Annotated in this window: 18 protein-coding genes and 1 pseudogene; 11 read left to right on the forward strand and 8 right to left on the reverse strand. The window is 70.0% G+C overall.

Annotated elements, in window-relative coordinates:
* The 6 genes from OL599_RS20425 to OL599_RS20450 form a co-directional block, all read left to right on the forward strand.
* Positions 1-1012, forward strand: a 1012-nt coding sequence (locus OL599_RS20425; protein WP_283949854.1) for a transketolase C-terminal domain-containing protein, incomplete at its 5' end; no start/stop codon positions are given.
* The gene (locus OL599_RS20430; protein ID WP_264715789.1) at positions 1009-1614 is read left to right on the forward strand and encodes an ABC transporter substrate-binding protein; all 606 of its coding nucleotides are present in this window, start codon (positions 1009-1011) and stop codon (positions 1612-1614) included. The genes OL599_RS20425 and OL599_RS20430, both read left to right, overlap by 4 nt.
* A gap of 11 nt (positions 1615-1625) precedes the next feature.
* Positions 1626-2810: a bacteriohopanetetrol glucosamine biosynthesis glycosyltransferase HpnI gene (hpnI, locus tag OL599_RS20435; protein WP_264715790.1), complete on the forward strand. Its 1185-nt coding sequence runs from the start codon at positions 1626-1628 to the stop codon at positions 2808-2810.
* Between the two features lie 12 nt (positions 2811-2822).
* Positions 2823-4253 carry a hopanoid biosynthesis associated radical SAM protein HpnJ gene (gene hpnJ / locus OL599_RS20440; RefSeq protein WP_264715791.1) on the forward strand — a complete coding sequence of 477 codons (1431 nt, stop codon included), beginning with the start codon at positions 2823-2825 and terminating at the stop codon, positions 4251-4253.
* A gap of 46 nt (positions 4254-4299) precedes the next feature.
* On the forward strand, positions 4300-5142 hold the full coding sequence (hpnK, locus tag OL599_RS20445; RefSeq protein WP_264715792.1) for a hopanoid biosynthesis-associated protein HpnK: 843 nt from the start codon (positions 4300-4302) through the stop codon (positions 5140-5142).
* Positions 5139-5747 carry a DUF1684 domain-containing protein gene (locus OL599_RS20450; protein ID WP_264715793.1) on the forward strand — a complete coding sequence of 203 codons (609 nt, stop codon included), beginning with the start codon at positions 5139-5141 and terminating at the stop codon, positions 5745-5747. Before hpnK ends, OL599_RS20450 begins: the two co-directional genes overlap by 4 nt.
* Here OL599_RS20450 and OL599_RS20455 read toward each other — a convergent pair.
* The 8 genes from OL599_RS20455 to OL599_RS20490 all read right to left on the reverse strand — a co-directional run bounded on the left by OL599_RS20455 (position 5744) and on the right by OL599_RS20490 (position 11130).
* On the reverse strand, positions 5744-6085 hold the full coding sequence (locus OL599_RS20455; RefSeq protein ID WP_264715794.1) for a hypothetical protein: 342 nt from the start codon (positions 6083-6085) through the stop codon (positions 5744-5746). The genes OL599_RS20450 and OL599_RS20455 overlap by 4 nt on opposite strands.
* Before the next feature lie 55 nt (positions 6086-6140).
* On the reverse strand, positions 6141-6941 hold the full coding sequence (locus tag OL599_RS20460) for a crotonase/enoyl-CoA hydratase family protein (protein ID WP_264715795.1): 801 nt from the start codon (positions 6939-6941) through the stop codon (positions 6141-6143).
* A 245-nt stretch (positions 6942-7186) separates the two neighbouring features.
* Entirely contained in the window at positions 7187-8335 is a 1149-nt protein-coding gene (locus OL599_RS20465) for an acyl-CoA dehydrogenase family protein (RefSeq protein ID WP_264715796.1), read from the reverse strand.
* A gap of 11 nt (positions 8336-8346) precedes the next feature.
* Positions 8347-9396, reverse strand: coding sequence for an acyl-CoA dehydrogenase family protein (locus OL599_RS20470; RefSeq protein WP_264715797.1), 1050 nt, complete (start codon positions 9394-9396; stop codon positions 8347-8349).
* Positions 9397-9436: 40 nt separating this feature from the next.
* On the reverse strand, positions 9437-10243 hold the full coding sequence (locus OL599_RS20475) for a creatininase family protein (RefSeq protein ID WP_264715798.1): 807 nt from the start codon (positions 10241-10243) through the stop codon (positions 9437-9439).
* A gap of 1 nt (position 10244) precedes the next feature.
* Positions 10245-10607, reverse strand: a complete 363-nt coding sequence (locus OL599_RS20480; protein WP_264715799.1) for a DOPA 4,5-dioxygenase family protein — start codon at positions 10605-10607, stop codon at positions 10245-10247.
* A gap of 46 nt (positions 10608-10653) precedes the next feature.
* A complete protein-coding gene (locus tag OL599_RS20485) occupies positions 10654-10893 on the reverse strand; it encodes a hypothetical protein (RefSeq protein WP_264715800.1) in 240 nt (79 codons plus the stop codon).
* A 39-nt stretch (positions 10894-10932) separates the two neighbouring features.
* Positions 10933-11130, reverse strand: coding sequence for a hypothetical protein (locus tag OL599_RS20490; protein WP_264715801.1), 198 nt, complete (start codon positions 11128-11130; stop codon positions 10933-10935).
* A 43-nt stretch (positions 11131-11173) separates the two neighbouring features.
* Here OL599_RS20490 and OL599_RS20495 point away from each other — a divergent pair, with 43 nt between their 5' ends.
* The 5 genes and pseudogenes from OL599_RS20495 (at position 11174) to OL599_RS20515 (ending at position 14435) form a co-directional block, all read left to right on the forward strand.
* Positions 11174-11422, forward strand: a complete 249-nt coding sequence (locus OL599_RS20495; RefSeq protein ID WP_264715857.1) for a thiamine pyrophosphate-dependent enzyme — start codon at positions 11174-11176, stop codon at positions 11420-11422.
* Between the two features lie 48 nt (positions 11423-11470).
* Positions 11471-12259, forward strand: a pseudogene (locus OL599_RS20500) (SDR family NAD(P)-dependent oxidoreductase).
* A gap of 15 nt (positions 12260-12274) precedes the next feature.
* Positions 12275-13258 (forward strand): phosphogluconate dehydrogenase (NAD(+)-dependent, decarboxylating), encoded by a 984-nt coding sequence (gene gnd / locus OL599_RS20505; RefSeq protein ID WP_264715802.1) that lies wholly within the window; start codon positions 12275-12277, stop codon positions 13256-13258.
* Complete coding sequence (gene rpiA, locus OL599_RS20510; protein ID WP_264715803.1) at positions 13255-13941, forward strand: ribose 5-phosphate isomerase A; 687 nt, start codon at positions 13255-13257, stop codon at positions 13939-13941. Before gnd ends, rpiA begins: the two co-directional genes overlap by 4 nt.
* Entirely contained in the window at positions 13938-14435 is a 498-nt protein-coding gene (locus OL599_RS20515; protein WP_264715804.1) for a gluconokinase, read from the forward strand. Before rpiA ends, OL599_RS20515 begins: the two co-directional genes overlap by 4 nt.
* The last annotated feature ends 22 nt before the right edge of the window (positions 14436-14457 follow it).

Genomic DNA, 14457 nt, shown 5'->3' on the forward strand with positions numbered 1-14457 from the left:
CAAATTCAACGTGATCACCGGCGAGCAGGCGAAGGCGCCGCCGGGCCCGCCGACCTACACGCGGGTGTTCGCCGACGCGCTGATCGCCCAGGCCGAGCGGGACCCGGCGATCGTGGCGGTGACGGCGGCGATGCCGTCGGGGACCGGGCTCGACCGGTTCGCCAAGCGGTTCCCCAGCCGCTGCTTCGACGTCGGCATCGCCGAGCAGCACGCGGTGACCTTCGCGGCCGGGCTGGCGACCGAGGGGATCAAGCCGTTCTGCGCCATCTACAGCACGTTCCTGCAGCGCGCCTACGACCAGGTGGTGCACGACGTGGCGATCCAGTCGCTGCCGGTGCGCTTCGCCATCGACCGGGCCGGGCTGGTGGGGGCGGACGGGGCGACGCATGCCGGCAGCTTCGACCTGGCGTATCTGGGCTGCCTGCCGGGGATGGTGATCATGGCGCCGGCGGACGAGGCGGAGCTGGTGCACATGGTGGCGACGGCGGCGGCGATCGACGGCGGGCCGAGCGCGGTGCGCTATCCGCGCGGCGAGGGCACCGGGATCGCGTTGCCGGAGCGGGCCGAAATACTGCCGATCGGGCGCGGGCGGGTGCTGCGCGAGGGCGGGACGGTGGCGATCCTGTCGCTGGGCACGCGGCTGGCGGAGGCGATGCGCGCGGCTGACGAGCTGGCGGCGCGCGGCCTGCCGGCGACGGTGGCGGACGCGCGCTTCGCCAAGCCGCTGGACACGGCGCTGATCGAGCAGCTGGCGCGCCACCACGAGGTGCTGGTGACGATCGAGGAAGGCAGCGTCGGCGGCTTCGCGGCGGCGGTGATGCAGCATCTGGCCTGGAAGGGGCTGCTCGACGGCGGCCTGAAGATCCGCCCGATGGTGCTGCCCGACCGCTTCATCGACCATGACAGCCCGGCGAAGCAGATCGTCGAGGTCGGCCTCACCGCCAAGGACATCGTCGCCACCGTGACCGGCTGCCTGGGCGAGGCGCGCGCCAGACTGGTGCCCGTGCGATGAGGCGCCGCGGATTCCTGGCGCTGGCCTTGCTGGCGCCGGCAGCGGCGCGTGCCGAGCTGCCGCCGTCGGTGACGCCGGTCGCCGCCCTGAACGACGCGCTGCTGGCGATCATGCGCGCGGGGCGGGGCACCCCTTTCACGGCCCGCCTGCAGATGCTGCAGCCGGTGGTCGAACGGGTGTTCGACCTGCCGCAGATCCTGCAGAGCTCGGTCGGGCCGCGCTGGGCGTCGTTCCGGCCGCCGCAGCAGGAACAGCTGCTGGACGTGTTCACCCAGTTCACCGTGGCCAGCTGGGCGGCCAATTTCGACTCCTATGACGGCCAAACCTTCGAGATCCTGCCGGAGCTGCGCAGGGTCGGGTCCGACGAGGTGGTGCAGACCCGAATGGTTCCGCGCAGCGGCGACCCGGCCCGGCTGGACTATGTGATGCGTCAGAACGGCGACGCCTGGAAGGTCATCGACATCCTGCTGGACGGATCGATCAGTCGGGTGGCGGTGCAGCGCTCGGATTTCCGCTCGCTGCTCACTGGCGGCGACCCTACGTTGCTGATCGCGTCGTTGCGCGACAAGGTGGCCACCCTGGCCATCGGCGCGAAGTCGTAGCGCCCGCGGGCATGAGCCTGCTCGCCATCCCCGCGGCCCTGCTCGCCGGCGTCGGCGCCGGTCAGGCGGTGGCCGGCTGGCTGGCCGCGCGCCGGTTCCGGCGCACCCCCGACCTGCCGCCAGGCGAGCGTCCAGCGGTAACCGTGCTCAAGCCGCTGCACGGCGACGAGCCGATGCTGGAGCAGGCGTTGGCGAGCCTGTGCGCCCAGGACTACCCGGACTACCAGATCGTGTTCGGCGTGCAGAACCCGGCGGACTCCGCACTCGCGGTCGTCGAGCGTCTGCGCGCCCGATTCCCCGGCCGCGACATCGCCGTGGTGGTGGACCCCGCGGCGCATGGGTCCAACCACAAGGTGAGCAATCTCATCAACATGCTGCCGGCGGCGCGACACGACGTGCTGGTGATCGCCGACAGCGACGTGCATTGCGCGCCCGATTACCTGGAGCAGATCGTGCGCAGCCTCGCCGTTCCCGGCACGGGGCTGGTCACCACCCTGTATGCCGGGGTGGCCGCGACGCCGACGGTGGCCGGCGCGCTGGGCGCGAGCTGGATCAACCACAGCTTCCTGCCCGGAGCGCTGCTGGCGCGCCGGCTCGGTCGCCAGGACTGCCTGGGCGCCACCATGGCGCTGCGGCGCGAGGTGCTGGCGTCGGTCGGCGGGCTCGAAGCGCTCGCCGACTATCTGGCCGACGACCACATGCTGGGCCGCCTGGTGCAGCAGCAGGGCCTGGCGGTGCGCCTGGCCGCGACCGTGGTGTCCACCACCGTGCCGGAGGCGTCGCTGCGTGCGCTGTTCCGCCACGAATTGCGCTGGGCCCGCACCATCCTGGCCCTGGTGCCCGCCGAATTCACCTTGTCGGCGTTGCAGTATCCGCTGTTCTGGGCGGTTCTGGCCATGGCGCTCGCCGGCGGCGACGCCCTTGCGGTGGCGCTGTTCCTGGGTGTCTGGGCGGTCCGGGCGGCCACGGCGCGGGCCATCGACCGGACCTTGGGCCTCACGAAATCCGTGCTTGCAACAACCGCGCCGATCTGGCTTTTCCCGTTGCGCGACCTCATGTCGATCACCGTCATCCTGGTCAGCTACGGCAGCGACCGGGTTGAATGGCGCGGTCAAGTCATGCACACCGGTCGCGGCAGCGCCGAAGCCGGAGTCCCGACCCAAGCCAACCCCCATGGCCGAGCGCCGGCCACCTAAGGGATCAAAGCGATGATGAAGACCCTGTTCCTGCAGCCTCCTTCGTTCGACGGGTTCGACGGCGGCGCCGGCTCGCGCTACCAGGCCAAGCGGGAGATCAAGAGCTTCTGGTTCCCGACCTGGCTGGCCCAGCCCGCCGCCCTGGTGCCCGGCAGCAAGCTGATCGACGCGCCGCCGGCGCGCATCGGCATGGACACGGTGGTGCAGGAAGCCCGCCGTCACGAGCTGTGCGTGATCCATACCTCCACGCCGTCGTTCGCCTCCGACGTGCGGGTGGCGCAGGCGCTGAAGGACGCGAATCCCGGGCTGAAGATCGGCATGGTCGGCGCCAAGGTGGCGGTGCAGCCGCAGGAGAGCCTGCTGAAGGGCGCGCCGATCGATTTCGTGGCGCGCAACGAGTTCGACTTCACCATCAAGGAGATCGCCGAGGGCCGGGACTTCGCCGCCGTCGACGGCATCAGCTACCGCAACAGCGAGGGCGTCGTGGTCCACAACAAGGACCGCGCCATCCTCGAGGACATGGACCAGCTTCCCTTCGTCACCGAGGTCTACAAGCGCGACCTGCGGATCGAGGACTACTTCATCGGCTACCTCATGCACCCCTACGTCTCGCTGTACACGGGCCGGGGCTGCAAGAGCCGCTGCACCTTCTGCCTGTGGCCGCAGACCGTGGGCGGCCACAACTACCGCGTCCGCAGCCCCGGCCACGTGGCCGAGGAGATCCGGCTGGCGCGCCAGTATTTCCCGCAGGTGCGGGAAGTCTTCTTCGACGACGACACCTTCACCGACAACCTGCCGCGCGCCGAGGCGATCGCGAAGGAGCTCGGCAAGATGGGCGTCACCTGGTCGTGCAACGCCAAGGCCAACGTGCCCCGCGAGACGCTGAAGGTGCTGCGCGACAACGGCCTGCGCCTGCTGCTGGTGGGCTACGAAAGCGGCAACCAGCAGATCCTTCACAACATCAAGAAGGGCATGCGCATCGAGGTCGCCAAGAAGTTCACCAAGGACTGCCACGAGCTCGGCATCAAGATCCACGGCACCTTCATCCTGGGCCTGCCCGGCGAGACCAAGGAGACGATCGAGGAAACCATCCGGTTCGCGACCGAGATCAACCCGCATACGATGCAGGTGTCGCTCGCCGCACCCTATCCCGGCACCTTCCTGCACAAGCAGGCGGTCGAGAACGGGTGGCTGGACGCGGACAACGCCGAGCTGATCGACGATCACGGCATTCAGATCGCGCCGCTGCACTACCCGCATCTGTCGCACACCGAGATCTTCGATTCGGTGGAGACGTTCTACAAGCGCTTCTACTTCCGGGCGCCCAAGATCGCCGCCATCGTCGGCGAAATGGTCCGCAGCCCGCAGATGATGAAGCGCCGCCTGCGCGAAGGCGTGGAATTCTTCCAGTTCCTGCGCGAACGGCACCGCGACGCCGCCTGACCGGGACGCAAGGCCGGGGGGCTTCCGCCCCTTGGCGGGGGCTGCGATGAAGCGCGCCATCGTCTCGGCCGATGACTTCGGCCTGTCCGAGGCCGTCAACGAGGGCATCGAGCGGGCGTATCGCGACGGCATCCTGACCTCTGCCTCGCTGATGGTGGGCGCACCCGCGGCGACGGACGCGGTCCGGCGGGCGAAGCGCCTGCCGGGGCTGCGGGTCGGCCTGCACCTTGTGGTGATCGAGGGGCCGGCGATTCTGCCGCCGGCGGAGATTCCTGATCTGGTGGATGCGCGCGGCCAGTTTCCGTCCGACCAGCTGCGGCTGGGGGTTTCGTATTTCTTCCACCCGCGGGTGCGGCGGCAGTTGGCGGCGGAGATCCGGGCGCAGTTCGCGGCCTATGCGGCGACGGGGTTGGTGCTGGATCACGCGGATGCCCACAAGCACATGCATTTGCACCCCACGGTGGGCAGCCTGCTGGTCTCTATCGGCCGGGCGTTCGGGTTGCGCGCAATACGGGTGCCGGCGGAGCCGGTGGAGGTGATGGCGCGCTGCGGCGTTCCCGCGTCGGTCGGTGCGCGGGCCATGCGGACATGGAGCGGCCTGTTGCGCCGGCAGGCACGGCGGGCGGGGATGGCGGTGAACGACGCGGTGTTCGGCCTGGCCTGGACCGGGCACATGACCACGGATCGCCTGCTGCATCTGATCCCGCAGCTTCCCGATGGCGTCAGCGAGATCTATTTCCACCCCGCCGCCGGCCGCGATCCGGTGATCGATGCGCTGATGCCGGACTACGATCACGAAGGCGAGCTGGCGGCGCTGCTCAGCCCTGATGTGCGGGCGGCGTTGCAGCGGGAGGGCGTGGCATTGTGCTGCTATGAGGATCTGGCGTGACGGCGTTCGCGGAGCTCTGGGACTGGCGCCGGCAGGTGTCGGACCTGTATGGCGACATCCGCGCGGCCGCCGATCCCGCGGCGGCGTGGCGGCAGTGGCGCGATGTGCGCGACCGGCTGTTCGCGACGCACCCGCAGACGCCGCTCGACGCCAAGCGGCGGGCGGCGTTCGGGGGTCTGGCGTATTTTCCGTATGACCCGTCGTTGCGGTTCCTGGTGGGGATGGCGCCGATTGGCGATGCGGCGATCGAGGAATTTCCGGCGGGCGCGGACGGGACGGTTCGCATGCGCCCGTTCGCCCGCACCGACGGGCTGCTGGCGCCGCTGGGCCGCGAGCTGACGCTGTACTGGATCACCGGATATGGCGGCGGCGTCTTCCTGCCATTCGCCGACGCCACCAGTGGCCGCGAGACATTCGGCGCCGGCCGCTATCTTCTGGACACGATCAAGGGGGCTGATCTCGGAGCCGCTGCGGACGGACGGATCGTGCTGGACTTCAATTTCTCGTATTGCCCGTCCTGCGCCTATTCGCCGCGCTGGGTGTGCCCATTGGCACCACCCGCGAACCGGCTGCCGGCGCCGGTGCGCGCGGGCGAGCGAAACTAACGCGGCACGACCGTCTCGATCGTTACCCGCCCTGTCGGCGCGTTGCGCAGCACGTCGCGGGGGCCATCGCCGCGCAGCAGTCCGTTCGGGGCGGGCGGCCCGCGCAGGACGTCTTCCGGCGGACCGGCCGGGCCTGGACAGACCGTGCCGTATATCGGCTGCTCACCCAGGTTCAGCTTCGCGGCCCCGCGCGCGCCCGGCGGCAAGCCTGGTCGGCCGTCGATGCCCACCCAGACTTCCAGCGGAACCCCGGGCCCGACCGGGACAGAAGCGCAGTCGGCGGGTTGGGCCGCCGCGGGTGCGCAACACAGGACGCTCAGCAGCAGCAGATGTTTCACCGGCCCCAGTCTGCGGCGTCGATCTTAACTGCCCCCTAAACCGGACGTGACGGCGTCAACGTCCGGTGAAGACCGGGGGGCGCTTTTCCAGGAACGCCGTCACGGCCTCGCGGTGATCGGCCGTGGTGTGCGCCAGCGCCTGCAGCGCCGCCGACATTTCCAGCACTGCCGGCAGGCTCATGTCGCGCCCCTGCACCATCAGCCGCTTCGTCATGCGCACGGCCTGCGGCGGGTTGGCGGCGATACGGGCGGCCATGGCGCGGGCGGTAGGCAGCAATTCGGCGTCCGGCACCACCTTCGAGACGAGCCCGCAGGCCAGCGCCTCCTGCGCGTTCAGGGCGTCGCCGGTGAAGGCCATCTCGCAGGCTTTCGAGAAGCCGACCACGCGCGGCAACAGCCAGGCGCCGCCGTCGCCGGGGATGATGCCCACCTTCACGAAGCTCTCGGCAAATCGCGCGTTCTCGCCGGCGATGCGGATGTCGCACATGCAGGCCAGATCGCAGCCGGCACCGATCGCCGGGCCGTTGATGGCGGCGATGATGGGAACATCCAGCTTCTGGAACGCCAGCGGAATACGCTGGATGCCCTGGGTGTAATAGCGCGGCGTCAACGTCGGCTGGTTCGCCCGCGTATCCAGCGCCGCATGCATCTTCCTGAGGTCGCCGCCGGAGGAAAACGCACTGCCGGCGCCGGTGAGGATGGCGCAGCGCACATCGGAGTCGGCGCCCAGCCGCTCAAGGAACGCCACCAACCCATCGATCATCCCAGCCTCGGAAATCGGATTGCGCATCTCCGGGCGGTTGAGCGTGATCGTGACGATCGGGCCATCCTGCTCGTAGAGAATGGGGTCGGGCATTTGCGTTTCCTTATGATCCGAAAGGCTTAAACATAAGGCCAGGGGCTTTGCCCCTGGACCCCAGTCAAGTCCGTCGCGCGCCTTCGCGCGATGCGCAGAAGCCTTGACAATCCTTGACTTTCTTGGCTGCGTCAGCAGCCCTCGAATGATATCGGATCTCAATTGAAGGCTGCTGACGCAGCCAAGAAAGTAACGGTTTCCAAAGGCCCCTGGCCTTTGGCGGGTCCAGGGCAGAGCCCTGGCCTTCACCGTAACCCAAGCCCGCGCGCGATGATCCCACGCAGGATCTCCCGCGTGCCGCCGCGCAGCGAGAACGAGGGCGCGTGCAGGGTGGTGTAGTTCAGCACGGCCAAAAACCGTTCGATCTCGGGCGTCGGCGGGTCGGTTGCGATCAGGCTGCGGGCGATGTCGGGGATTTCCTGCTCCACCAGCGCGCCGAGATCCTTCACCAGGGCCGCTTGCAGCGCCGGGTTTTCACCGGCCTGCAGCATCCCGGCGACGGAACGCGACAGGCGGCGCAGCGTGACCAGATGCGCGCCCAGGCGACCAAGCGCGATCGCCGCGCGCTCGGACGGGGCGGGGCCCAGGGCGTGCACCAGCTCGACGAGCAGGGTGAACGATGACAGGAAGCGTTCCGGGCCGCTGCGCTCATAGGCCAGCTCGCCGGTGACCTGCTGCCAGCCCTGGCCGAGGGTGCCCAGCAAGGCGGACTCGGGCAGCAGCACGTCCTGGAAGATCACCTCGTTGAAATGGTGCTCGCCGGTGAGGGCGTGGATGGGGCGGATGGTGATGCCGGGGAGCGTGAGGTCCACCAGGAACTGGCTGGTGCCGCCCTGGCGGTCGTCCGGGCTGCCGCCGGTGCGGCAGAACAGGATCATGTAGTGCGATTCATGCGCCTGGCTGGTCCACAGCTTGGTGCCGTTCACCACGTAGCCGCCGTCGGCCGGCACCGCGCGGGTGCGCACGGAGGCGAGGTCGGAGCCGGAATCCGGCTCGCTCATGCCAATGCAGAAGAAGCACTCGCCGCGGGCGATGCGCGGCAGGAAGAACGCCTTCTGCGCCTCGGTGCCGTAGCGCAGGATGGACGGGCCGCTTTGCCGGTCGGCGATCCAGTGGCCGACGACGGGGGCGCCGGCGGCGAGCATTTCCTCCAGCACCACGTAGCGTTCCAGGGCGCTGCGGCCGTGGCCGCCGTATTCGCGCGGGAAGGTCATGCCGATCCAGCCACGCTGGCCCACCTTGCGGCTGAAGGCGGCGTCGAAGCCGGACCAGCTTTCGGCGCGCTTGATGGCCGGGCGGTCGGCCAGTTCGGCGGCCAGGAAAGCGCGAACTTCGGCGCGCAAGGTCTCGGCTTCGGGCACGGCCGGGGGCGGGGCGAAGGTGAATGAGAACATGGTCTCCCCGGTCAGATCGCGGTGATTTCGGCCCACAGGCGGTCGGCCCCGGCGGCGGCGAGATGTTGGCCGAGCAGCAGGCTCCACGCGGCCTCGCCGCCGTATTCGTCGCGCCAGGCCCACAGGCGCTTGGTGAGGAAATGCAGGCTGTGCTCGTAGGAGAAGCCGAGCGCGCCGTGCACCTGGTGGGCGATGCCGGCGCCGACGCCGGCGGCCTCCCCGGCGCGGGCCTTGGCCGCGGCGATGGCGGGAAGGCGAATGCCGTCGGCCACGGCTTCGGCGGCGATGTCGCCGGCGGCGATGGCGGCGGCGGTCTGGCTGGCAAGAATGGCCAGGTTGTGCTGCACCGCCTGGAAGCGGCCGATCGGGCGGCCGAACTGCACGCGGTCCTGGGCGTATTGCACCGTCATGGCGGTGATGCGCTCCAGTGCGCCGGCGATCATGAGGCAGCGCATGGCCGCACCCGCCGCCCACAACTGGACCGGACCGATGCCCGACGCGGCGACGGCCCCGGCCGGCAGGAGCGTGTCGATGCCGATGGCGTCGCGCGGTTCACGGGCGATGTTCTGCCCCGGCGCGGCCGTCCAGGCGCCGGACGGCAGCAGGGCGACGAAGGCTTGCCCGTCCACGTCCGCGAGCACGGCGAGGGATGCCGCGTCACGGCCCCACGCCACCGCGGGTGCGGCGCCGTGCAGATTCCAGCGATCGCCCTGGCGCCGCAGCGTCAGCGTGGGCGAAGCGGCAACCGAGAGAGGACCATCCGGCACCGCCAGCCCGGCGCCGGACAGCAGCCATCCCGCCAGCATGGTCTCCGCCAGCGGCAACGGCAGCGCGTGCCGGCCGGCGACGCGGAGCAGGCCCAGCGCCTCGATCACCGGCACGCCGAACCCGCCCGCGCCTTCCGGCACCAGGGCGCGGTGCAGCCCGGCCTGCGCCAGCGCGGCCCAGGCGGCGTGCGGGAATTCGCCGCGTTCGGCCGCCGCCAGGACCGGCGGAGAGACAGTGTCCCGGAACAGCCGTTCGGCCGTTTCCAGAAGCAGCGTGTCCGATGCATCGTTCACGGGGTCCGCTCCCTCTCGCCGACCAGGATGCCCGCGTGCCCTATGCCAGCCGCTCGGCGTCCCAGGGCAGGGCCCACAGTTCGGCGTTGCACAGCTTGTCGGCGAGCGTCGCCGCTATCGCATCGAACAGGCGGTTGCCTTTCTCGGGGCTTGCCGCCTCGGGGTTTCCGACCACGCCCGAGGACGACATGGCGCCGATGGTGCGCCAGCGATACACGCCGCCGCCGACGATGTCGGACACATCGGGCGTGCTGTTGGCCTTGGCCATGGCGATGCGGTCCGTCGCCACCAGCTCGGGCCGCACCGCCATCATCATCGCGGTCTCGGCCTCGCAGGCGTGGCCGATGCTGGCCTGGGTTTCCAGGATCGCGGCGATCGGCTCGGCGGCGGCATTCCAGTAGGTGAGCTGGACGATGGGCAGGCGCAGCTTCGGCGTCAGCTCGTCGGTGATGCAGCGCAGGCCGTTCTCGTTGCCGCCATGGGCATTCAGCAGCGCGATGCGGCGAAAGCCGTGGCGGGCGAGGGACTTGCAGATGCCCTCGATCACGGCGGAGAAGGTGGGCAGGTCGAGCGAGACGGTGCCGCCGAAGCTCATGTGATGCTCGGAAATGCCGGTCCACAGCATCGGCAGCACGACGACGGGTTCGCCTTTCGCGGCCATTGCGCGCGCGGTGCGCAGGGCCACCTGCTCGCCGAGCATGGAGTCGACTTCCACCGGCAGATGCGGCCCGTGCTGTTCCAGCGCGCCGACGGGAACGATGACGACGGCGTCGCTCTGCGCCAGCTCGCGCAACTGGTCGGCGCGCAGCTTGCGCCACTCGATTTCGGGGGCGGCGGATGGCGCCATGTCAGTCGTCCTTCTGTTCGCGCAGCACGCTGGCGTCCAGCGGCAGAATGCCGCCGAGCCACAACGCATGGATCAGGTGGTCGTCGCGTTCGCGCTTCGTGTTGGGGTGCACGAGGATGGTGAGGCCCATGCGGTTCAGCGACAGGAACGCAACGAGATCGGCGAACACCGCGTTCGGGAAGGCGACCTGGTACATCGCCTGCGGGTGCGGGCCGACCTTCCCCTCGTGCCAGCGGCCCAGCGTCACCGGGAAGCGGGCGCCGATCCAGTCGCGCAGCTGGGCGGCGCGATCGCGGGTCGCCGGGGTGTAGTAGACATGGGCATGCCAGCCATCGATGGTGGCGGGATCGGCCGGTGCGTCCATGGTCTGGTCTCCCCTTGTTTCGCCGGGCCGTCTGATTGGAGTGAGCCTAGCCTCGGTTCGCCAACCGGGTCCATGCCAGCAGCACGTCGCGCGCGCGATCGCCAACCCGTGCGCCCAGCGTGGCGGCGGCGGCGTTGATGGCGGAGACGATGCCGTCCACGCGCAGCGCCATCGCGGGGTCGCCGCCGACCAGCCCGCCATGCGATCCCCTGACCAGCACGGCCCCCCGGCTGCCTGCCGGCAGCCTGGTGACTGTGGGCGCCGCGATCGCCGGCACCTGCGTCATCGTGTTCCCCCCTGCATGGACGTCGTTTCGGATGCCGTGCTAGCAACCAGGCACCCGCCCGAACAGAGACCGAGCCACGATCCGATCGAGGAGACGTGCATGCCGGCTGACGACAGCACCCGCAACGTCGATGTCGCGGCCCTGCGCGAACAGTATCGCCTGATGTGGCACATCCGCGCGCTGGAACAGACGGCGCTGCGCGGGCTGGCCGACGAGCGCGTGCTGGGCGCCGTCCATCCCTCGATCGGGCAGGAGGCGGTGGCGGCGGGCGTGGTCGGCAATCTCCGGCGCCGGCGCCTACCACGCCTCCGACCTCGCGGAGACGAACTACACCGGCGTCGCCACGGCACCGGGCTGCCGCGGCATCCGGGTCGAGCGGCCGGATGCGCTCGCCGCGGCGCTGGCCACCGGCCTCGGCAGCGAGGGGCCGACCGTCATCGACCTGGTGGTGACGCGCGACTCCGCGAGGATGCTGCCGGCCGTGGACAACCGCGCCGTGCAGGTCAGGAAGGGCGATCGCGTCGCCTGAACGGGAAACGGAGGAACGGCCATGTCCGACCGCAGCCGGCAGCCTGTGATGAGACTCTCCGGTCGCGTCGCACTGGTATTCGGCGCGGGGTCATCCGGCCCCGGCTGGGGCAACGGCAAGGCGGCCGCTGTGCAGTATGGCCGCGAAGGCGCCCGCGTGGTGGCCGTGGATATCAACATGGCGGCGGCACAGGACACCGCCGCTATCATCGCGGGCGAAGACTGCCAGGCCGTGGCGCTCGCCTGCGACGTCACCAGGGCCGGCGACGTCGTCGCCGCCGTCGAGGAGACGGTCGCCCGCTTCGGCGCGATCGACATCCTGCACAACAATGTCGGCATCACCGACATGGGCGACCTGGAGGCGATCACCGAGGAACGCTGGCACCGCGTGATGGACGTGAACCTGACCGGCGTGTTCCTCACCTGCCGGCAGGTGGTGCCGGTGATGCAACGGCAGTGACGCGGCGCCATCGTCAACATCTCGTCCCTGGCCGGTGCCGTGATCAACCGCTACCCGTATTTTTCCTACTACGCCTCGAAGGCCGGGCTGAACCATTTCACCCGGGCGCTGGCGGTGCGCTATGCGAAAGACGGCATCCGCGCCAACGTGATCATGCCGGGCGTGATGGACACGCCGCTGATGCACGCCCAGCTCTCCGGCCAGTATCGATCGACGGAGGAGATGCTGCGCGCCCGCAACGCCATGAGCCCGATGGGCCGCATGGGCGATGCGTGGGACGTGGCGCGCGCGGCGGTGTTTCTCGCCTCCGACGATGCAGCGTATATCACCGGCGTGTGCCTGCCGGTGGACGGCGGCCTGAGCTGCCTGGCGGAGTGAAGGGGAAGAAGGCGAATGCAACTCGGCATGATCGGCCTGGGGCGGATGGGCGCCAACATCGTGCGCCGGCTGATGCGCGCGGGACATTCCTGCGTGGTCTACGATTCCGATCCGCACGCGGCGGAGGCGCTGGCATCCGAAGGCGCCGTGGTGGCCGGATCGCTCGCCGACCTGGTGCACAGGCTCGACCAGCGGCCGCGCGCCGTCTGGGTGATGCTGCCGGCCGGCAAGATCACCGAGCAGACGGTCGCCGCACTGGGCGAGCTGATGCAGCCGGACGACATCCTGATCGATGGCGGCAACACCTACTACAAGGACGATATCCGCCGCGCGCGCATGCTCGCGGCCAAGGGCATCCGCTACATGGATGTCGGCACCTCCGGCGGCGTCTGGGGGCTGGAGCGCGGCTATTGCCTGATGGTCGGCGGCGACACCGCGGCGTTCGAGTTCCTGGACCCGATCTTCGCCGCCCTGGCCCCCGGCGCCGGCAACATCCCCCGCACGCAAGACCGCGACGGCCGCGACCCGCGCGTGGAGCAGGGGTATCTCCACGCCGGGCCCTCGGGCGCGGGACACTTCGTGAAGATGATCCATAACGGCATCGAATACGGCATGATGCAGGCGATGGCCGAGGGCTTCGACATCCTGCGCAACCGCGCCTCCGAGACGCTGCCGGAAACCGAGCGCTTCGATCTCGATCTGGCCGACATCGCCGAGGTCTGGCGACGCGGCAGCGTCGTCACCTCCTGGCTGCTCGACCTTTCCGCCGAGGCACTGGCCCGCGACGAGAGGCTGCAAGCCTTCTCCGGGCATGTCGAGGATTCCGGCGAGGGCCGCTGGACCATCGAGGCCGCGATCGAGGAAGCCGTGCCCGCCGACGTGCTGGCCGCCGCGCTGTTCACACGCTTCCGCTCGCGCCAGCAGCACACCTTTGCCGAGAAGATGCTGTCGGCGATGCGCCTGGGGTTCGGCGGCCATGTTGAAAGACCGAAAAGATGACGGAACCCGCCAAGCGCGCCGCCGGCCGGGCCGCCGCAACCCTGGTGCAGGACGGCATGCTGGTCGGCCTGGGCAGCGGCAGCACGATGCGGCACGCCATCACGGCACTTGCGCATCGCGTCCACAGCGAGGGCCTGCGCATCGTCGGCATCCCCACTTCGACGGAAACCGAAGCACTGGCGCTCACCCACGGCATCACGGTGGCCGAGCCGGACGCTACCCCGGTCGACCTGGTCATGGACGGCGCCGACGAGATCGAGACCGGCACGCTGCGGCTAGTGAAAGGCTTCGGCGGCGCCTTGCTGCGCGAGAAGATCGTCGCCCAATCCGGCCGCCGTTTCGTCGTGGTCGCCGACGCGTCGAAGCTGGTGGCGCGCCTGGGCCAGCGCGGACGCCTGCCGGTTGAGGTCGACCGCTTCGGCCAGGCCGCCAGCGCGCGTCGCATCGCCGAGCTCGGCGGCGCGCCGGCCTTGCGCTGCGACGCCGACGGCACGCCGTTCGAGACCGATGGCGGGCATTTCATCCTGGATTGCATGGGCTTCGGCCTCATCCGCGACCCGTTCACGCTCGACCGCCAGCTGCGCGCCATCGCCGGCGTGATCGAGACCGGGCTGTTCCTGCTGCCGGTGGAGCAGGTGCTGATCGGCACCGATGACGGCACGGTGCGGGTCCTCGCCCGGTGACAGTGGTCGTGGTGATGGGCGTCGCGGGCGTCGGCAAGACCACCATCGGCGCGCTGCTCGCGGCCCGTCTGGGCTGGCGCTACCAGGAAGGCGACGCGCTGCACCCGCCCGCGAATGTCGCCAAAATGGCCGGCGGCACGCCGCTCACCGATGCCGACCGCTGGCCCTGGCTGCGCGCCATCGCGGCGGTGATCGACGGCTGGCGCGGCGCCGGCCTATCCGGAGTCGTCACGACCTCGGCCCTGAAGCGCGCCTATCGCGACATCATCATCGACGGCCGGGCCGATGTGCGCCTGGTGTATCTGCGCGGCGACAAGGCCCTGATCGCTAGCCGCTTGGCCGCCCGGCGCGACCACTTCATGCCGCCCGCGCTGCTGGACAGCCAGTTCGCGACGCTGGAGGAGCCGGGGGAGAGCGAACACCCGATCGTGATGGACGTGGCGGCGGCGCCGGAGGCAATCGTCGCCGAAGCGTTACGGCGGTTGGGGGCGTAGCGGACAGGAAGGCCAGGGGCTT

Source organism: Limobrevibacterium gyesilva, from assembly GCF_025989185.1.
Classification (GTDB): domain Bacteria; phylum Pseudomonadota; class Alphaproteobacteria; order Acetobacterales; family Acetobacteraceae; genus Limobrevibacterium; species Limobrevibacterium gyesilva.